This window comes from Avibacterium endocarditidis, assembly GCF_002921145.1.
In the GTDB taxonomy this organism is placed as follows: domain Bacteria; phylum Pseudomonadota; class Gammaproteobacteria; order Enterobacterales; family Pasteurellaceae; genus Avibacterium; species Avibacterium endocarditidis.
Genome location: NZ_PQVI01000083.1, coordinates 1 through 19218, shown reverse-complemented (window position 1 = coordinate 19218; position 19218 = coordinate 1). Strand labels below are relative to the sequence as shown.

Annotated in this window: 16 protein-coding genes, 1 tRNA gene and 6 pseudogenes; 13 read left to right on the top strand and 10 right to left on the bottom strand. The window is 42.4% G+C overall.

Annotated elements, in window-relative coordinates; genetic code table 11:
• The coding region (pssA, locus tag C3Z13_RS06600; RefSeq protein WP_103855399.1) for a CDP-diacylglycerol--serine O-phosphatidyltransferase at nt 1-562 on the top strand (562 nt) is incomplete at its 5' end.
• A gap of 452 nt (nt 563-1014) precedes the next feature.
• On the opposite strand, the gene C3Z13_RS06595 is transcribed toward pssA, so the two are convergent.
• The 3 genes and pseudogenes from C3Z13_RS06595 to C3Z13_RS06585 all read right to left on the bottom strand — a co-directional run bounded on the left by C3Z13_RS06595 (nt 1015) and on the right by C3Z13_RS06585 (nt 3673).
• On the bottom strand, nt 1015-1476 hold the full coding sequence (locus tag C3Z13_RS06595; protein WP_035686123.1) for a DMT family transporter: 462 nt from the start codon (nt 1474-1476) through the stop codon (nt 1015-1017).
• A gap of 96 nt (nt 1477-1572) precedes the next feature.
• Nucleotides 1573-2241 (bottom strand): annotated as a pseudogene (locus C3Z13_RS06590) (NAD(P)H-dependent oxidoreductase).
• Nucleotides 2242-2359: 118 nt separating this feature from the next.
• Nucleotides 2360-3673 (bottom strand): anaerobic C4-dicarboxylate transporter, encoded by a 1314-nt coding sequence (locus C3Z13_RS06585; protein ID WP_103855397.1) that lies wholly within the window; start codon nt 3671-3673, stop codon nt 2360-2362.
• Nucleotides 3674-3950: 277 nt separating this feature from the next.
• Between C3Z13_RS06585 and C3Z13_RS06580 the strand changes: the two genes are divergently transcribed.
• Together C3Z13_RS06580 and secB are read left to right on the top strand one after the other, a co-directional pair.
• Nucleotides 3951-4397 carry a rhodanese-like domain-containing protein gene (locus tag C3Z13_RS06580; protein ID WP_103855396.1) on the top strand — a complete coding sequence of 149 codons (447 nt, stop codon included), beginning with the start codon at nt 3951-3953 and terminating at the stop codon, nt 4395-4397.
• Between the two features lie 18 nt (nt 4398-4415).
• Entirely contained in the window at nt 4416-4922 is a 507-nt protein-coding gene (secB, locus tag C3Z13_RS06575; protein WP_103855395.1) for a protein-export chaperone SecB, read from the top strand.
• Nucleotides 4923-5397: 475 nt separating this feature from the next.
• Here secB and C3Z13_RS06570 read toward each other — a convergent pair whose 3' ends face one another.
• Together C3Z13_RS06570 and C3Z13_RS06565 are read right to left on the bottom strand one after the other, a co-directional pair.
• Complete coding sequence (locus C3Z13_RS06570; RefSeq protein WP_103854476.1) at nt 5398-5721, bottom strand: addiction module antidote protein; 324 nt, start codon at nt 5719-5721, stop codon at nt 5398-5400.
• Nucleotides 5702-6028 carry a type II toxin-antitoxin system RelE/ParE family toxin gene (locus tag C3Z13_RS06565; protein WP_103855394.1) on the bottom strand — a complete coding sequence of 109 codons (327 nt, stop codon included), beginning with the start codon at nt 6026-6028 and terminating at the stop codon, nt 5702-5704. Before C3Z13_RS06565 ends, C3Z13_RS06570 begins: the two co-directional genes overlap by 20 nt.
• 204 nt (nt 6029-6232) lie before the next feature.
• Here C3Z13_RS06565 and gpsA point away from each other — a divergent pair.
• Together gpsA and cysE are read left to right on the top strand one after the other, a co-directional pair.
• Nucleotides 6233-7242: pseudogene (gpsA, locus tag C3Z13_RS06560) on the top strand (NAD(P)H-dependent glycerol-3-phosphate dehydrogenase).
• 1 nt (nt 7243) lies between these two features.
• Nucleotides 7244-8041, top strand: a complete 798-nt coding sequence (gene cysE / locus C3Z13_RS06555) for a serine O-acetyltransferase (protein WP_103855393.1) — start codon at nt 7244-7246, stop codon at nt 8039-8041.
• 85 nt (nt 8042-8126) lie between these two features.
• Here cysE and selB read toward each other — a convergent pair.
• Together selB and selA are read right to left on the bottom strand one after the other, a co-directional pair.
• Nucleotides 8127-9985, bottom strand: a pseudogene (selB, locus tag C3Z13_RS06550) (selenocysteine-specific translation elongation factor).
• A complete protein-coding gene (gene selA / locus C3Z13_RS06540; RefSeq protein WP_103855390.1) occupies nt 9982-11364 on the bottom strand; it encodes an L-seryl-tRNA(Sec) selenium transferase in 1383 nt (460 codons plus the stop codon). Before selA ends, selB begins: the two are co-directional and overlap by 4 nt.
• Before the next feature lie 166 nt (nt 11365-11530).
• Between selA and C3Z13_RS11675 the strand changes: the two genes are divergently transcribed.
• Nucleotides 11531-11625 (top strand) — tRNA-Sec (locus C3Z13_RS11675).
• Between the two features lie 16 nt (nt 11626-11641).
• On the opposite strand, the gene C3Z13_RS06535 is transcribed toward C3Z13_RS11675, so the two are convergent.
• Both C3Z13_RS06535 and envC read right to left on the bottom strand, forming a co-directional pair.
• The gene (locus tag C3Z13_RS06535; RefSeq protein ID WP_103855389.1) at nt 11642-12532 is read right to left on the bottom strand and encodes a divergent polysaccharide deacetylase family protein; all 891 of its coding nucleotides are present in this window, start codon (nt 12530-12532) and stop codon (nt 11642-11644) included.
• Nucleotides 12532-13733 (bottom strand): annotated as a pseudogene (gene envC, locus C3Z13_RS06530) (murein hydrolase activator EnvC). Before envC ends, C3Z13_RS06535 begins: the two are co-directional and overlap by 1 nt.
• A 241-nt stretch (nt 13734-13974) precedes the next feature.
• On the opposite strand from envC, the pseudogene C3Z13_RS06525 reads away from it, so the two are divergent.
• Nucleotides 13975-14657: pseudogene (locus C3Z13_RS06525) on the top strand (2,3-diphosphoglycerate-dependent phosphoglycerate mutase).
• A gap of 49 nt (nt 14658-14706) precedes the next feature.
• On the opposite strand, the gene tusA reads toward C3Z13_RS06525, so the two are convergent.
• Nucleotides 14707-14946, bottom strand: a complete 240-nt coding sequence (gene tusA, locus C3Z13_RS06520) for a sulfurtransferase TusA (RefSeq protein ID WP_103855388.1) — start codon at nt 14944-14946, stop codon at nt 14707-14709.
• 70 nt (nt 14947-15016) lie between these two features.
• On the opposite strand from tusA, the gene C3Z13_RS06515 reads away from it, so the two are divergent.
• The 6 genes and pseudogenes from C3Z13_RS06515 (at nt 15017) to C3Z13_RS12715 (ending at nt 19136) form a co-directional block, all read left to right on the top strand.
• Nucleotides 15017-15628: a YigZ family protein gene (locus C3Z13_RS06515; RefSeq protein ID WP_103855398.1), complete on the top strand. Its 612-nt coding sequence runs from the start codon at nt 15017-15019 to the stop codon at nt 15626-15628.
• An 11-nt stretch (nt 15629-15639) separates the two neighbouring features.
• Nucleotides 15640-17103, top strand: a complete 1464-nt coding sequence (locus tag C3Z13_RS06510) for a TrkH family potassium uptake protein (RefSeq protein ID WP_165779993.1) — start codon at nt 15640-15642, stop codon at nt 17101-17103.
• Nucleotides 17103-17512: pseudogene (hemG, locus tag C3Z13_RS06505) on the top strand (menaquinone-dependent protoporphyrinogen IX dehydrogenase). Before C3Z13_RS06510 ends, hemG begins: the two are co-directional and overlap by 1 nt.
• A 456-nt stretch (nt 17513-17968) precedes the next feature.
• The gene (locus C3Z13_RS11915) at nt 17969-18355 is read left to right on the top strand and encodes a hypothetical protein (protein WP_219827897.1); all 387 of its coding nucleotides are present in this window, start codon (nt 17969-17971) and stop codon (nt 18353-18355) included.
• Nucleotides 18352-18723 (top strand): aminotransferase class I/II-fold pyridoxal phosphate-dependent enzyme, encoded by a 372-nt coding sequence (locus C3Z13_RS12720; protein WP_219827896.1) that lies wholly within the window; start codon nt 18352-18354, stop codon nt 18721-18723. Before C3Z13_RS11915 ends, C3Z13_RS12720 begins: the two co-directional genes overlap by 4 nt.
• Nucleotides 18724-18743: 20 nt before the next feature.
• Nucleotides 18744-19136 carry an aminotransferase class I/II-fold pyridoxal phosphate-dependent enzyme gene (locus C3Z13_RS12715; protein WP_219827895.1) on the top strand — a complete coding sequence of 131 codons (393 nt, stop codon included), beginning with the start codon at nt 18744-18746 and terminating at the stop codon, nt 19134-19136.
• Nucleotides 19137-19218: the final 82 nt, after the last annotated feature.

Sequence of the window (19218 nt, the reverse complement as noted above, 5' to 3'; positions counted from 1 at the left end):
AAAATTGGTGATCTGTACGCCATATTTTAATTTTCCACGTCCATTACAACAAAAAATCCGCCGTTTATTACAAAAAGGCAAGCACATTGAAATTATCGTGGGCGACAAAACCGCCAACGATTTTTACATTCCCCCTTCACAGCCGTTCAAAATGGCGGGCGCACTGCCTTATTTATATGAAAGCAATTTACGCCATTTCAGCCAAAAATTTGAACAGCAAATTAACCAAGGCCAGCTTGTTATTCGCACTTGGAAAGACGGCGAGAACAGCTATCACCTAAAAGGTGTGTGGGTGGACGATAGCCATATTTTATTAACTGGCAACAACCTAAACCCACGCGCTTGGCGTTTAGATGCAGAAAATGGCTTGCTCATTCAAGACCCAGCCCAACAGCTGCAAGCCCAAGTGCAACAAGAGCTAGACTGCATCCGCCAACACACCACCCAACTAAAACACTACACGGAACTGGACGAACTCTCACAATACCCAGCCCCAGTGCAAAAACTACTAAAAAAATTCGCCCGTATCAAAGCGGATAAATTGGTGAAGATGATTTTGTAAGATGGCTAAATCTCCCTAGATTTTCAAATATTTGCTATCTTTCAAATCTCCGTTGTTTTTCAATTCTCCCCTAATCCCTCTTTGCTAAGGAGGGGGGATTTCTTGGGGCATCATTCACAAATTTCTTAGCGATATTGTTTGCATTTTTATGTGCATAGATAGAATGAGGCTTCAGCCCATCAAATCAGGTCATCAAAGGGAATAAATTACATTAAATGATGGGCTAAAGCCTATTCTACGTTTTGTTGTTGTGGATATATCTTTCAGGCGGACACACAGGTCCGCCACTACACTTTGTTGCAATGAGAAAATTCAATAAAGCAAAAAGTGCGGTGTTTTTTTCGGGATTTTTAACTTTATTGCTTTTTACCAGAGATCTTAAACACGTTTCAATCCTGTCCCCCCTCTGTTAGTAAAGAGAGGTTAGAGGAGAGTTGAAGAATAGAAAAGCCCTACCCAAACAACCTTTTCCCAAAGAAAAACAGCACGAGGCCTAACCCCATAAACACAAAGCCGATGAGTTGCCAGATTTGGATTGGGCGGGCGGTCATTCCGATTAAGCCAAAATGATCGATGATGGCGGCGGCGATGAGTTGGCCGACAATAATAAAAAAGAGCATATTGGTTACGCCCATTTTCGGTGCAAGAAAAATAGTGGTGAACACCACTAACGCCCCCAGTGGACCGCCGAGAAGTTTCCATAGGGGTTGTTTTGGCACTTGTTGCAAGGCGGTGAAAAGATCAGCCTTCCACCAGCAAATGAAAAAGAGCAGTAATGTCCCTGTTGCGAAGGAAATTAAGGCGGCGACAACAGGTTGCCCCATTAATGAACCGGCAAGTTGGCTGTTAATGGCGGCCTGCGTGGCAAGGGCGACACCGGCACATAGGGCAATCAAAATAAAAGAAATTAGCATAATTGTTCCGAGATTTTTTAGAAAAGAAACGTTGAGAAATTTACACCGTACTTTGTCTTTGCGAGAATGAAAGTGCGGTGCGATTTTTGGGGATTTTTATTTCACCCACTCCACCACGTCATCAAAGGCTTGGCGTGTTTTTTCTCTTGGTTCGTTTAGGCGATAACCAAACGCAGCCATTACGCTGAGTTTGTATTCATCAGCTTTGTATAAGCCTTCTGCCACCAATAAATCATTCATTTTTTCTAGTGGGAAGCCTTCAATCGGGGTGCTGTCGATGTCGATCATTGCGGCGCTAGTGAGCATATTGCCGAGTGCGATATAACTTTGGCGGCACGCCCAGTTGTAAAACGCCACGGGGTTTTCAGTTAGAGCAAAATCCTTTTCAGTGAAGTTGCGGTAGAAATTTTGACGCATTTTTAACGCCTCTTCAGGGATATGATGCACATCACGCATCATATGTGGCACATAATCGCCATCAGCGAGCAGAGTTTGCGGTTGGCGGACAAGGATCACCACAAAATGGCTACAATCCATCACTTTATCTTTCGCCCCCCACGCATTATCGCGGATCAGCTCTTTGATGTGCTGATTTTCGATCACTAAGAATTTCCACGGCTCAAAACCGAAAGAACTCGGCGAAAGACGGGCAGTTTCTAAAATAAAACGGAAATCCTCATCGCTTGATTTTTTTGCTTGGATCATATTGTTTGCACGCGTGGCGGAAATATAAGCATCAAGAATTTGTTGTTTTGAAATGGTCATTGTGATTTTCCTTTTGTTAGGTCAAGTGGCGATATTATGCGGAAGTTTACGGGGGAATGCTAGATAAAAAACTGAGCGATGATATCGCTCAGTTTAGAAAGGAAAGTGCGGTCTAAATTTACAATAAAATATTGGCGAATAATAAACCGAACGCCAAGCTGAATGCCATACTTAATAAGCCCGGCAACATAAAGCTGTGGTTAAAGATAAATTTACCAATGCGTGTTGTGCCGGTGGTATCAAAGTCAATGGACGCAATGATTGGGCCGTAGTTTGGAATGAAGAAGTAACCATTTACTGCCACAAATACCCCAACTAATACAGGAGCTGGAATGCCGAGTGCGATCCCTACTGGGAAAAGAGTGGCAACCGTTGCCCCTTGGCTATTTACTAACACAGAAAGCACAAATAAGGCGATGGCGAATGTCCAAGGTGCGGTTTCTACCAACACTTTCACGCTTTCTTTTACTTCAGTCATATGGGCTTGCATTAAGGTATCACCTAACCACGCGATACCGAAAATGGCGATAACCGCACGCATACCTGCGTGGAATACGGAACCCTGTGTAATGGCGTTGCCGTTTGGTTTACAAGTTAAGATGATTAACGCACCCACGGTAAGCATTACGATTTCGATAGTGTGTGCCATTCCCATTGCTTTGCCGTCAAAGGCTGGGCGTAGGCTTGGGAATGCCCCCATCAATACCACAAGCAATGCACCAAATAGGAATAATCCCACAGACAATTTTGCTGTTGGTTTTAATTGAATGTTGTCTGGGTTTACGTCAGTGTGGTTTTCTTTTACATACTCAGGATCTTGTAATAAACGTTGATAATTCGGGTCATCTTTTAATTCTTTACCCATTTTATTCACGAAAATACAAGCCACCGCTAAACCTAAAATGGTTGATGGCATTGTTACCATTAATACATCACCAAGGTGAATGCCTTGTGGTTCAAGATAGGCTACTACCGCCACCACTGCCGCAGCGATTGGGCTAGCAACGATAGCAAATTGTGAAGCAATCACAGCCATTGAAAGTGGACGCTCAGGACGAATGCCGTTGTGGCGGCTTACTTCAGCAATCACAGGTAATACAGAATAAGCAACGTGGCCTGTTCCTGCTAATACAGTGAATGTCCAAGTTACTGCTGGCGCAATAAAGGTGATGTATTTCGGGTGTTTACGCAAAATGTTGGTAGCAATTTTGATCATATAATCTAAACCGCCTGCTGCTTGCATTGCTGCCGCTGCAGAAACCACCGCCATAATCATTAACATTACGTTAATGGGTAAGCCCGCTGGTTGTAAACCAAAGCCGAAAGAGAGAATAGCAAGCCCTGCGCCGCCCATTACTCCCAAGCCGATACCGCCAATGCGTGCACCAATCAAAATGCACACCAAAACGATGGCAAATTGGAGAAAAAACATAGTAAGACCTCTTGTAAACGATAAAAGATAAAATGATTTTCTTTTTGAAAATAGCCAAAAGAAAATGTCCACATAAAGGGGATATCCCTATAATCGGGCGCTAATATAGCAATAAAGCGTCATTATCGCTATATTTCCGCTAACTATTTTTGTTTATCTCTTGATTTAGAATAAATTATTGAATAACGACACAGGAATTTCACAGACTTCCTTTGAAAGATCAATAAAGTGCGGTTATACTTAAGCCTTTATTTTGAACTAAAACATAGAGAGTAAAATGCAAGAATTTCTACCGATGGCAACCGCTTTTGCCAAAAATCACACATTAATGGTTATTTCTTGGATAGCCGTATTTTTTCTCGTTATTTATACCTATTTCAAAGCATTCATCACCAAAGTGAAAACCATTGAGAATGCGGAATTGGTTAGTTTAATGAATAATAAAGATGCCACCGTGATCGATGTGCGCACCCTTGATGAATTTGAACGTGGGCATATTATTCACAGCATTCATTTACTACCAAGCGAAATTAAAAATCAAAATATTGGTAAAATTGAACAGCATAAAGACAAGCCTGTTGTGGTGGTTTGTGCCACAGGAATGGCAGCTGGCGCGTCCGCAGAGCTTTTGGCTAAAAAAGGATTTAGTGACGTGTACGCATTAAAAGAAGGGATTGCAGGTTGGCGTTCAGCGAATTTGCCATTAGTGAAAAAAGATAAATAACTCACAGAGGAATAGAAAATGACTGAGCAAAATCAAGAAGTTGCAACGGAAGCACAAGCAACAGAAGCCGTATTACAAATTCAACGCATCTATATTAAAGATGTGTCTTTTGAAGCACCAAATCTTCCACATATTTTCCAACAAGAATGGAAACCACAACTTTCTTTCGATTTAAACACCGAAGTGGTTGAATTGGGTGAAGATCTTTATGAAGTATGTTTAAACATTTCCACCGAAACCACCCTTGAAGAAAGCGGTGATGTGGCATTTATTTGTGAAGTAAAACAAGCAGGCGTATTTACTGTGAGTGGCCTTGAAGGGGTTCAACTTGCCCATTGCTTAACCTCACAATGCCCAAATATGCTTTTCCCTTATGCGCGTGAATTAATTGCCAGCCTTGTAAACCGCGGCACATTCCCGCCATTAAATCTTTCTCCAGTAAACTTTGATGCACTCTTTATGGAATATCTAGAGCGCCAACAAGCGGAGCAAGCACAAAGCGAGCAACCAGAAACCGTGAATTAATCAGAAAAGTGGGCGAAATGCCCACTTTTTTTATATAAATTTCCAAATTACTGCTGTTTTTCCAAATCTCTCCTTGCTTTCCAAATCTCCCCTAACCCCTCTTTACTAAAGAGGGGAATCAGATCAACGCGTATTTAAGATCTCAAGCAAAAACAATAAAGCCAAAAATCCAGAAAAATCCACCGCACTTTTCTGCGTCATCGAATTTATCATCGCAAAAATGTAGTGGCGGACCGATGTGTCCGCCTGAAAGATATACCCACAACAACAAAACGTAGGATGGGCTTTAGCCCATCATTTTATGTAATTTATTCCCTTTGATGACCTGATTTGGTGGGCTGAATCCTCACTCTACCTATCCACATAAAAATGTAAATAATGTCCCAAGAAATCCCCCTCTTTAGTAAAGAGGGGTTAGGGGAGATTTGTTAGCTATATTGTACGATTGGTTATGTGAAAATAATTATGGAAAAAATCACCGCACTTTAATTGTTGGCACGAGTTCCAAATTAAACGCCGCGAGAATTTTTTGTATGGTTTCAAATCTCGGTTTACTGCCTTTGGATAGGGTTTTATACAGACTTTCGCGCCCTAAACCTGTTTGTTTAGCCAGCTCCGTCATTCCTCTTGCTCTTGCGACATCGCTTAAGGCTTCTAAAAATTCGTCTTGATTACCTTCTTTTAGCACTTCCATTAAATATGCTTGAATAGTTTCTTCATCATTCAAATATTCAGCCACATCAAAAGGCTTCAAGCCTAGCTCTTCTACTGCTGATTCATTAATATTCGTTGATTTCATTTTTCCCCCTTTGTAATACATTAAATAATTGTTTAGCTCTTTCTATATCATTTTTTTGTGTTGATTTATCGCCACCGCATAACAATACATAAACGACCTTGCCCTGCTGTATATAATAAACGCGATACCCTGCACCTGTTGCAATTCGCATTTCATAAATACCATTTGCTCCAGCAAGTGGTTTATGATCGCCAAAATTTCCTTTAATCGCATTTTTAATTCGTCTTGCTATTGTCGCTTTGGCGATTGGGTTCTTTAGTTTGGTAAGCCATAATCTAAATTCATCTGTGAGAATAATTTCATTCATTATAGTTAAGCCTTGTTGCTACTTTTTTAAATTGTATTCGATAGGATACAATTTGACAAGGTAATCTATCCAAATACTTTATGTAGCGCCCCACCACTAAGCTACTTCTGTAAAAATTCTATTTTCAGTCTAATTCAAGTAGGTTAAACTCAAGGCATTAATAGTGAGTGTGATTCACCTTTATTTTCATTATGGGGATTATTAATGCACAACAACATCTCAAATTCACCCATTACTGTGATTGGCGCAGGATCTTACGGCACGGCGCTGGCCATCAGCTTTTCTCGTAATGGTTCGCCGACTTATCTTTGGGGACACGATCCCGCACATATGCAACGCTTGAATGAAGAACGTTGCAACCAAGCCTTTTTACCGAATATCCCTTTCCCAAGTGCGCTTGAGATTGAAAGCGATCTTGCAAGTGCGGTGCAAAAATCGCGAGATTTATTGATCGTTGTACCAAGCCACGTTTTTGGCGAAGTTTTACAAAAAATCCGACCGCACCAACCCCATCACCGCATTGTGTGGGCAACCAAAGGCCTAGAGCGTGATACAGGGCGTTTATTGCAACAAGTGGTGGAAGAAAAACTTGGTACGCAATATCCCCTTGCGGTGCTTTCTGGCCCAACCTTTGCGAAAGAGCTGGCGGCAGGATTGCCTACGGCGATAGCGCTGGCTTCACACGATCAGGCTTTCGCGGAAGAGTTTCAGGCGCGTATTCATTGCAGCAAACATTTCCGTGTTTATATTAATCGGGATATGATCGGTGTTCAGCTTGGTGGCGCGATTAAAAACGTGATCGCCATTGGCGCTGGAATGTCTGATGGTATGGGCTTTGGCGCAAATGCACGCACTGCCTTGATTACCCGTGGCTTGGCGGAAATCAGCCGATTAGGTGAAGCCCTTGGAGCAAATCCAAGCACCTTTATGGGAATGTCTGGCTTAGGTGATCTGGTGCTAACCTGTACCGACAACCAATCGCGTAACCGCCGTTTTGGTTTAATGCTTGGGCAAGGAAAAATGCCGAAGAAGCCTTGGCTGAAATTGGACAAGTGGTGGAAGGGTTCTACAACACCAAAGAAGCCTATTTACTCGCTCAGCGCCACGGAGTAGAAATGCCGATTACCGAACAAATTTACCAAGTGTTATTCTGCGGTAAAAATGCGCAAGATGTGGCCTTAAGCCTGCTTGGACGCGAGCGCAAAGGAGAATAAAATGCCAGCTGAAGTTTGGAAATTACTCCGTCAAGAAGCGAAAGAATTAGCAGAATGTGAGCCAATGCTCGCCAGTTTTTTTCATTCCACCATTCTTAAACATCAAAATCTTGGCAATGCGTTGAGCTATATTTTGGCGAATAAATTAGCCAATCCCATTATGCCAGCCATTGCCCTGCGTGAAATTATTGAAGAAGCCTACCAAGTTGAGCCTGATATTATCGGCAGTGCTGCTTGTGATATTCGTGCGGTGCGCCAACGAGATCCTGCGGTGGAATTATGGACAACGCCGTTGCTTTATTTAAAAGGCTTTCACGCCTTACAAAGCTACCGCATTACCCATTATTTATGGCAGCGTAACCGCAAGGCGCTGGCGATTTATTTGCAAAATGAAATTTCCGTTGCCTTTGATGTGGATATTCACCCTGCGGCGAAAATCGGCTGCGGCATTATGTTCGACCACGCCACAGGCATTGTGGTGGGCGAAACCTCAGTGATTGAAAATGATGTCTCCATTCTACAAGGCGTTACCCTTGGCGGAACAGGGAAAGAATCTGGCGACCGCCACCCGAAAGTGCGTGAGGGCGTTATGATTGGTGCGGGCGCGAAAATTCTCGGCAATATTGAAATTGGCCGTTACGCCAAAATCGGCGCAAATTCTGTGGTGTTGCAAGCCGTGCCAGAATACACCACCGTAGCAGGCGTGCCATCAAAAGCCATCGGCAAAGACAAAGCTGCTAAGCCAGCTTTTGAAATGAATCAATGCTTTATTGACGATAAATTCAATGTAAATATCTAATTTCTGCTTTTTTACATAACAAAAGCAAAATAAAAGTGCGGTAAAAAATTTAGAGATTTTCCACCGCACTTGTTTTTTCTGTGAATTACAAATCAAACAAATCCCTATCATGCAATAAATGTACATTGCCTTTACGGCGTAAAAATCCGCATCGATCAAAATATTCCATTAATTGCACCGTCATTTTTCTTCCCCATTGCAATTCATCACGCAGCTGATTAACAGAAATCTCCCCCTGTTGCAGAATAAATACCTTGATCCAGCGAGCATAAGCATAAAGGGTTTCGGTGAGCATAAAACGATCACGCACGATAGGGGTGAGATAACCTAATTTCCCTGCTTTATAAAGAAAATTACGCATTTCACTTTCTTCAAGCTCGAGCAAATTGGCTAGATCGCGTACCCAAAGGGCTTGTCCTTGTTGTTGCTCAAAGTGAGCTAGCACTTTTTTCCATAAGGCTTGTTCTTCAGCGTTGAAACGAATTTTATGCTTAGGAAGATGTAACCAGCCGCGCGTTTGCTGAATTTTATTTTGCTCTAGAAGCTTTTCAATAAAGTGATAGATTAAAGTTTCTGGCTGATTAATGGCTGCAATGCGATATAAACGCGCTTTGCTCAATCCTAGCTGGTCTGGCTGTTGTTGATGATAATTTGCCAAGGTTTCAATGAGTTTATCGGATTGCCTTTGTTGATAGTCTTGGCTAAATGCCCAACCTTGCCAAGCCAGCGCCTGATTATCGGCAATCAAAGCGCTGAGTTGGGCTTCTTCCATTTGTTCCAGCCAAGCCAATTCAGCCAACTGCATAGGACGATGCTGTAAATAATAGTTCAAGCGTTGATCGAAATGCTGTGATGCTAGTAAATTTTGCAAAAAATTCAACCGCACTTCGGTGCGTTTATAACGTTTTGGTGAATGGATTTCAACCACTTTACCGCCAGCCAATAAGGATTTTGCATCGCCTGTGCGTAAAATTAATTTATCGCCAAAGGTTAAAAATAGCGGTTCTTGCAAAATTAGCTCTGCTAAGGCTCTTTGTTGGGGGGAAAGCTGCTTAGCTTGTAATAATGTGATCTTTCCCGTGGTGCGAGATGCTGCGTGATAAATATGCACCGCTTGGCTTTCTTGCAAGTTTTGCGCAGCCTCGACTTCAATGGTAATCCGATCCGTTGGCGAGCCTGGCGGTTGCGAAAAAAGCCAATCCCCACGCTGAATCGCCTCTCGTGAAACCTCGGTTTGAATATTTAACGCCAAGCGCTGTCCCGCTTGACCAAGTTCGGCTTGGCTATCTTGGCTGTGGATATTCTTCACTCTCACTTTTTGCCCAGTGGAAAGATAAAGCTCATCATTGATTGCAACCTGTCCACTGAAAGCCGTACCCGTTACCACCGTTCCGGCCCCTTTAATGGTAAAAATTCGGTCAATGGCATAACGGAAAGGCTTGTTGCGGTCTGCCAGTTCAGGCAAATTGGCTAAATAATGTTGTAATTCTGCGATGCCTTGCCCTGTTTGGGCGGAAGTAATAAAAAATGGGCTTTCTACCAAGAATGGATATTGCTGAATAAGCGATTGTTTTACTTCATTAATTTGCGACTCGCTGGCTTTATCCGCTTTTGTCAGCACCACAATAATTTGTGCAAAATGCAATAAACGCAAAATAGCTAAATGTTCCGCTGTTTGTGGTTGAATGCCTTCATCTGCTGCCACAATCAACATTGCGTAATTTACGCCACCTAAGCCTGCGAGCATATTAGAAAGAAATTTTTCGTGGCCGGGGACATCAATAAAACCGAGCGTTTTCTCTTGCAACGGCAAATAGGCATAACCCAAATCAATGGTCATTCCACGTTTTTTTCTTCAGGTAGGCGATCGGCATTCGTGCCTGTTAAAGCCCGTAGCAACGCGGTTTTACCGTGATCAACGTGGCCTGAGGTAACAATAATCATAGTTGCTCCAAGGTATTTAGTAGGCGCTCAAAATTCGCAAGGCTACGCAAATCGAGCCAAAGTTTATTTTGCTCCATTCGACCAATAATTGGTTGAGGAAGTTGTTTGAAGCGCTGGATAAGTGCGGTCAATTTTTGCGAGTTTTTTTCTTCAAGGGTTACCGCCACAGAGGGAATTTTCGCTAAAGGCTGCGCGCCGCTGCCAATCTGTGCTTGGCTTTCTTCCACGCGGATTGTATAGGAAAAATTTAACTGATTTTCCAACCGCACTTTGAGTATTTCCGCCTGTTGGCGTAATGCCGACACAGGCTGGGTGAGTAAATGCAAACTGGTAAGTTTTTCCGCCAATTTCTCAGACTGAAGATATAAACGCAAGGTCGCTTCTAAGCCCGCTAAAATCACTTTATCGCAACGCAATGCCCGTTTCAGTGGGTGAGATTGCAATTGGTCAATAAAATCTTTTTTCCCAACAATAATGCCAGCCTGTGGACCACCTAGTAATTTATCCCCAGAAAATGAGATTAAATCCATACCTTGTTGCCATTTTTCCTGTACAGTAGGCTCAGCGGGTAAGCCATATTGGCTGAGATCGACTAACGCACCGCTGCCTAAATCCGTCATCACAGGTACATTCATTTCCTTGCCAAGTTGTGCTAATTCCGCTTCGCTGACAGAATGTGTAAAGCCACAAATTTGATAATTGCTGCTATGAACTTTCATTAAAAAGGCGGTATTTTCGTTGATCGCACGGCGATAATCCGCCAAATGGGTGCGATTTGTTGTTCCCACTTCCACCAGTTTACACCCTGCTTGCTGCATAATATCTGGAATACGGAATGAGCCGCCAATCTCAATGAGTTCACCACGCGAAATCACCACTTCTTTGCCTGCCGCAAAGGTGGCTAACATCAGCAACACCGCCGCTGCATTGTTGTTCACCACGCAAGCGGCTTCCGCCCCCGTGAGTTCACATAATAACTCGCTAATATAATTATCTCGATGGCTACGCTTGCCTTCCGCCAAATCGTATTCCAATGCCACATTCTCTTGCATCGCCAATAACGCCGCTTGCTGTGCAGCATTCGCCCACAATGCGCGCCCTAAATTTGTATGCAGCACTGTACCTGTTAAGTTATGCACAGGCTGAATTTTCACTTGCTGCTGAGTTTGTAATTGTCGTTGAATTTCCGCGATTAGCGTGGAATTATCGTGAAAAAAGTGCGGTATTTTCGTATTTTTTATTTCAGCGCGTGCATTTTCAAGCAAACTGCGGCAAATTTTCACCACCGCACTACGCCCAAATTCTGCGATCAAAGACGCAATTTCAGGCTGCTTTAGTAATTTATCAATGGAAGGAAGTTGTTGGAATAGGCTGTTCATTGTGCTGTCCTATCTGTCATTTATGCCATTTTAGGAAAATTAGCTTTAATCATACTGTTTTTTGTTGAAAATTCAGCCCTAACTTATCAAGTGTGTTGTATTGATTAAATTTCCCCAGCAACACCTTGAATAATCAGCCGATTTCCTTTAAAGTGAACACACTTTCGGAAGATAGGCGTTTCCGGTGAAACGGCAGGACTTCAAATCCTGTTAAGGTTGCCAGCAATCTTGGGTGGGTTCGACTCCCATTGTCTTCCGCCACTTCTTTTCATTTCCTTTATCTTGGAATGCCCCGCAATAATGGCACATCTTGAAAAGGCGCAACAGAAGTTGGCGCTGGGGTAGTGTTAAATAGCATAATAAACGGCTTGATTGGTACAATCTTTTCTCCTCGCCATAAGCTACCAATATTCACTAATTGAATATCATTTGGTAGATGGCGTAAGCCATTTTGTAGTACAGCGACCGTGTTTTTACGCGGATGTCCGATGACGATTGCAGTACCGTGTTTACGTGCATAGGCAATGGCTTGTTGAAATTGGCGTTGAACATCGGCGAACGCATCGCTATCATCTAAGAAAATATGGCGATCTAGGGCTTTTACGCCTTGTTGCTTTGCGGTTTTACTTGCCACTGAACGACCAATGGTTCGGCTATCTAAGAAAAATAAATGCTGTTCTTGCAATGCGATCATTAATTTCGTCATTAAATCTTGATCCGCCGTTGCTGCACTGCCCATATGGTTATTTAACCCGATAGCATAGCTCACAATGTTTTTCGCTTTTTGTATGTTTTCATTCACTTGTTGTTGCGACATTCCTAAACTCAGTCCACCAGCCTCAATTTTATGGTTACCAAGGGGTTGCATTGGCAGATGAATTAGCACATCACGTTTTTGCTGTTCGGCTTGTGCGTTGCGTTGTTTGGCGTAAGGCGCAGAGGGAATAATTGCCACCGAGATTTCTTTCGGCATTGCATAAATGGCGGCATCTTCTTTCGGGCGATAGCCCACATCATCAATCACAATGGCTAGACGTGATTGGCTGAGCGCAATTGTGGAGAATAGGCTCAAGCAAAGTGCGGTGGAAAAAATAAACAAATTTTTGACCGCACTTGTTTTCTTTATGAATTGTTTTTTCACGCGTTGTTTTTGATTAGAGTTTTTCATTATCGCAACCAACCTGTTGGATTGACCGCGACGCCTTTGCGGCGAATTTCAAAATACAGCCCTGAGCGTGATTGTCCACCTGATGATCCCACTTCGGCAATTTTCTGTCCTGCTTTCACTAGTTGCCCTTCTTTGACTGACACGGCGCGGTTATAGCCGTATAAGCTCAGATCATTTTCGCCGTGTTTGATGATCACCATTAGCCCATAACCTTGCAGCCAGCTTGCCAAAATCACACGTCCATCGGCAATTGCGCGTACAGACGCCCCTGCATTTGCACCAATCACGATCCCTTTCCATTTAAGCTCGCCCATTTGCGTTGAACCGAAACGGTTAAGAATTTTTCCTGACACGGGATATTGATATTGTCTTTGTGGTTTGCCCAGCCCTGAACTGCTTGCCATAAGCTGTTTTCTTGCGCCGTTGGTGTGTAAGGTTTTTGGCTTTTTTGTTCCTCTTGGCGTTTTTTCTGTGCTAAGGCTTCACGTTCACGTTTTTCTTGCTCACGAGCCTGCTGTTCCGCGCGCTGGATTTGTTGGCGTAAGGCATTTTCGTTCGCTTTCAAGCTGTCCAATTTATTCTGATCTTTGGCTAAACTTTTATTCAGCTGATTGAGCGTGGATTGGCGTTCGCGCTGCACTTTTTGCAAACTTTGCTGCTGCTTTTTTTGCTCATTGAGCTGATTTTGTTGCTCTTTTTGTTGATCTTGAATATTGGCTTTTTCTTTCTTGAGCTGTGCTTGCGTTTGTTTCAGATCTTCAATTAATGCAAGGCGAGCTTGGTTCATATGATCATAATAAGCCTTCATTCGTTCCGCTTTTTGGGCATCTTCGGAAAACAGTTTTTCCAACATTGAAGGATTAATCCCCGAGCGGTACATTGCATCGATCTGTTTAGCCAGTTTTTCTTTCTGATTTTTTTCTTGTCTTTCTAAGTGTTTGATTTGTTTATCTGTATCCGCCATCATTTTGCGAATTGCTTTTAGGTCAGATTCTGTTTTGCGCAGTTGGCCGACCACGCCGTTAATTTGCAACTCCTGATTTTTTAGGGTGGATTGCAATTTATTTTGTTCACGTTTTTGTTCAGCAATTTTCTGTTCTTGCTGTTTGATCTGTTTTTGAATCGCAGACAGATCAGCGCCTTGCACGGCGAAAGGCAGTGCGCAGGCAAAAAAGAAAAGTGCGGTCGTTTTTTCTCTCATTAATAAAATTAGAAACTAAAACTGGCGGCTAAAAATGTGCATAACTATACCATTATTTGCGCAAGGCGCTAAATGTTCGGCGGAAAATTTTTGTACAAATCTGAAAATCCTCGCTTAGGGAAAAATCACAACCTAGCAAATCCTTGCGAAAGATCAGGAAAGTAACGCTTTTTCCTTTAAAAGATTGAAATTTTTGCTATAAAATGCCCAGTATTTTTTCATTAACATTAGGAGATTTTCTATGGAATTAGTGTTTATCCGTCACGGTTTTAGTGAGTGGAATGCAAAAAACTTATTTACTGGCTGGCGTGATGTGAACTTAACCGAACGTGGTGTGGAAGAAGCTAAGGCCGCAGGTAAAAAATTATTAGATGCGGGGTATGAATTTGATATTGCCTTTACTTCTGTATTAACTCGTGCAATTAAAACCTGTAACATCGTGTTAGAAGAATCTAACCAACTTTGGATTCCACAAGTGAAAAGCTGGCGTTTAAATGAGCGTCATTATGGTGCGTTACAAGGTTTAGATAAAAAAGCCACCGCAGAGAAATATGGTGAAGAACAAGTGCATATTTGGCGCCGTTCTTATGATACTTTACCACCATTACTTGATCCAAATGATCCGCATTCTGCGCATAATGATCGTCGTTATGCACTTCTCCCACAAGATGTTGTGCCAGATGGCGAAAATTTAAAAGTACTTTAGAGCGTGTGTTACCTTTCTGGGAAGATCAAATTGCACCAGCATTGTTGTCGGGTAAACGTGTATTGGTTACTGCGCACGGCAACTCATTGCGCGCTTTGGCAAAACATATCATCGGTATTTCTGATGAAGACATTATGGATTTTGAAATTCCAACAGGTCAGCCGTTGGTGTTAAAACTTGACGATAAATTAAACTTTGTAGATAAATTCTATCTATAATTGTTCTGACAAAAAAAGGTGCGTTTAACGCACCTTTTTATTTTGCTTTTTACTGCCCCTTTTGCACCCAATATTTAAACGGTGTACTTTCTGTTTCGCTTTTAAGTAAGCGATGATCCATAAATTGACAAAAACTTGGAATATCTCTTGTGGTGGCGGGATCGTCGGCAAGAATGAGCAACACTTCCCCTTCTTGCATATGGCGAATTTGCTTGCGTACTAGCATTACCGGTTCTGGGCAACGCAGTCCTTGGGTGTCTAACTGTTGGTGAATATGAATTTCGCTCATTGTTTATTTTTCGTTGAAATGATTTTGTGCGTATAATACCGTTCAATTGAAAATTGGTCAAAATGACAGGATTATGGAATATTTCATCCCGCAAAGTGCGGTGGTTTTTGAAGAAGAAATTAAGAAAAGTCGTTTTATTACTTATCTTAAACATACGGAAGGTTTAGAACAAGCGAAAGCCTTTTGGCAGGAAATTCGTACCCAGCACCCTAATGCGCGCCATCATTGTTGGGCAGCGGTGGCGGGCAAGCCTTCGGATTCTCAATCTTTAGGCTTTTCTGATGACGGCGAACCTGCAGGCACGGCGGGCAAACCAATGCTGAATGCCTTGTTGGGTAGCCAGATTGGTGAGATCAGTGCTGTGGTGGTGCGCTATTATGGCGGAATTTTGCTCGGCACGGGCGGTTTAGTGCGCGCTTATGGCAATGGCGTGCAACAGGCGTTGAAATTGCTCGAAACCACAATGAAAGTGGAACGAGAACATTTTTGTTTAACTTGCGATTATGACCAAATTAACTGGCTGCAACATTTATGCGAGCAGCAAGATGTGTTGATTGAATCGCAAGATTTCCAAGAAAAAGTGCATTTTGTGTTGGCAATTCGTCCTGATAAACGCGCTGCGTTTGAACGAGAATTAACCGAGCGTTCAGCAGGGCAGTTGGCTATCATCGCAATAAAATAAGAGAGAACATTGTGCATATATTATCTATTTTTCGAATTATCGGCATTTTGGTGATGTGCTTTTCAGCCACAATGCTCGTGCCAGCTTTTGTGGCGCTGATTTATGGCGATGGTGGCGGAAAAGCCTTTATGCAAGCCTTTATTGCCAGCTTTTCTTTTGGTACGTTGTTGTGGTGGAGCTGTCATCAACATAAACAGGAATTGCGTGCCAGAGAAGGCTTTCTTATTGTGGTGGCGTTCTGGGTATTGCTCAGTTTATTGGCGGTGATCCCTTTCTTATTATTTGATGAATTAACAATGAGCTTTGCCGATGCCACCTTTGAAGCCTTTTCAGCACTCACTACCACGGGCGCAACGGTGATGTCGGGGCTAGATAATTTACCTAAATCCATTTTATTTTATCGCCAACTTTTGCAATGGCTAGGCGGAATGGGATTGATCGTCTTAGTGGTAGCAGTCGTACCAATTTTGGGCATTGGTGGTAGTCAGCTTTATCGTATTGAATCCTCAGGGCCGCTTAAAGATCAGAAAAATCTTCCCAGAATTGCAGAAGTGGCAAAGTTGTTGTGGATTTTATATTGCGTGCTGACCACTGTGTGTATTATTGCCTATTGGGGCGCGGGAATGTCGCTATTTGACGCGATTTCTCATAGTTTCTCTACCGTGTCTAATGGCGGAATGTCCACCCACGACGCGAATTTAGGCTATTTCAACAATTCCACTATTTACTTTCTGGCTGCCTTTTTTATGCTGGTAGCTGGCTGCAACTTTGGGCTGCACATCACCGCGCTAACCCATTGGAAGCACCAAAGCCTATGGAAAACTTACTGGCACGATCCCGAATTTCGCTTCTTTTGTTTAGTGCAAGGCTTCTTTATTTTGGTGCTATCCCTTGGGCTATACCTTTCTTTCGATAACCTTTCCTTAATTGATGCCTTCGCGCAGGGGAGCGCGCAATCGGCCTCAATGGCGATGACGTCGGGTTACACCTTATTTGATTTCAATCAGTTACCGCCTTTTTTAGGAATGATGCTAGTGTTCGCAGGATTATTGGGTGGTTGTGCAGGTTCAACATCAGGTGGGCTCAAAATGATCCGCGTTTTGGTGGTATGGTTGCAATTTAAGCGCGAGCTAAAATCCCTTGTGCACCCTAACTTAGTCGTTCCCGTAAAATTAGGCGATAATCTCTTGTCTATGCACGTTATCGAACGTATTTGGGCATTTTTAATCGCTTTTTTCTTAACCTTCTGGCTCTGCGTTTTCGCAGCTATTTTATGTGGAATGAGCGCATTTGATTCCATCGGCGCTGTTTTTGCCGCGATTACTAATGCAGGCCCAGGCTTGGGAATGATTAGCACCAGCTTTGCTGACGTGCCAGATAGCGCAAAATATGTTTTTTCTTTCGCAATGGTGGCGGGACGTTTAGAAGTCTTCTCATTATTAGTGCTATTTAGCCCCGCATTTTGGAGAACCTAATGAAAACCTTGATTTTATATTCTAGCTATGACGGGCAAACGCAAAAAATCGCCCAATTTTTGGCAGAAAAGTTAAGCGCAGAAGTGCGTAGTATTAATGAGAATATGGCTGACTTAGCGGAATTTGAACGCATTATTATTGGCGCATCGATTCGTTATGGACACTTTAATAAATTGCTCTATAAATTTATCGAAAAAAACACCTCACTTTTAAATCACAAAAAACAGCATTTTTCGGCGTCAACCTTACCGCTCGCAAAGCAGATAAAAATACCCCAGAAACTAATGTCTATGTGCGGAAATTTCTACAACGCATTGCTTGGAAGCCCACTTGTGCCGCTGTGTTTGCTGGCGCATTGTTGTATCCCCGTTATGGCTGGTTCGACCGAATGATGATTCGTTTATTATGAAAATCACTGGCGGCGAAACTGACACCAGTAAAGAAGTTGAATATACCGATTGGCAAAAAGTGGCGGCGTTTGCAGAGCAGATAAAGCTGTTAAGTTAGATAAAAGAAAGTGCGGTAAAAATTTTGCTAATTTTTCACCGCACTTTGTATATTTGTGTAAAGGGACAAATGGATTTTACGTTGCAATATTAGCACCTCAAAAATGTGTTTTCTTCAGTTTTCCCTCGGTTTCCTTCTTTTTCCTACAAGAAAACATTTCTCATACGGCAGTAATCCCTTTAAATTGAATTAAAATTCATTTTTTATGCATATAAAGTTAAAGGTTGTGTTTTATTACTTGACAAGCTAGCTGAAATGTTACAAATTTAACTCACTTTGAATAAGCAAATTTATTGTGCTTGAAATGCTTATTTTGTGATTTTGAAATTTAATGACTAAAACTAAATAAGGAATAATTATGCAAATCAATCGTCGTCGTATGTTACAACTTGCTGCAGCAGGTGTTGCCGCGGGTTTTTTCAATCATAAAGTGCTTGCCGAAACGCAACCGATTACCGCACAGATAACGTTCACGCTACCAAGTGCTGAACATCCTTTATTGTTAAACTTCAATGAAAACTCATTGGGAATGAGTGCCTCTGCGCGTCAAGCTGTGATTAATCATCTTAATTTATCCAACCGCTATCCTGACAGTGAGCGTGAAGGCTTGATTGAAGATATTGCTAAGCGTTTCAATCTTAATACAGAAAATGTAGGATTAGGTAATGGTTCTTCTGAAGCCATTGAGGCTGTGATTTCAGGCTGGATTCAACAAGCGAATGATAAAAACAAGCGGTACAAGTGATTGCGCCCGATCCAACATTTGGTATTTATGAAGATTATGCTGCAGCTCGCAATATACCTGTAGTAAAAGTTCCGCTAAAAGCAGATCTCTCATTTGATCTTGATGCGATTCGAGCCAAGGCAGATCAATTTGATGGGATTAGCATTATTTATCTTTGTAACCCGAATAACCCAACGGCATTGCTAACACCAAATAGCCAGTTAGCTCCTTGGTTAGATAATATCCCAGCGAATCATCGCTTGTTGATTGATGAGGCTTATGCAGAATATGCAGAAAGCGATCCGCAATTTACCAGTGCGATAGAATGGGCGTGTAAAGGCACTGAACGTTTGGCGGTAACCAGAACGTTTTCTAAATTGTATGCCTAGCCGGTTTGCGGATTGGTTATATGGTGGCAGCGAAATCAGAAATGGATTATTTACGCCAATTTTTAAGTGCTGATAATACCAACTTAACTGCGGCAGTAGCGGCGCGTGCAACCTTAGCGGATAACGCCTTTTTACAAGAAAGCCGTCGCGTTACAGATGAATCTCGCCGTATGGTGATGAAAGCACTTGATGAATTAGGGCTTACTTATGTGGCAAGCAGTGCGAATTTCATTTTTCATCGCATCAAAGGTGATAGTGTTGAATACGCTAAGAGAATGAAAGCATACAATATTGTGGTTGGTCGTCCTTTCCCACCATTAACGAATTACAATCGTTTAACGCTAGGAACGCCGGAAGAAATGGCATATTTGATTCAGGTATGGAAAGAATTTCGCACAAAAGGCTGGATCTAAATTGAGATCTGAAAAGGATACCAAATAGTATCTTATAAATTTATAGAGTTTATAGGCGGAAAACTTGCTAATTTTCCACCGC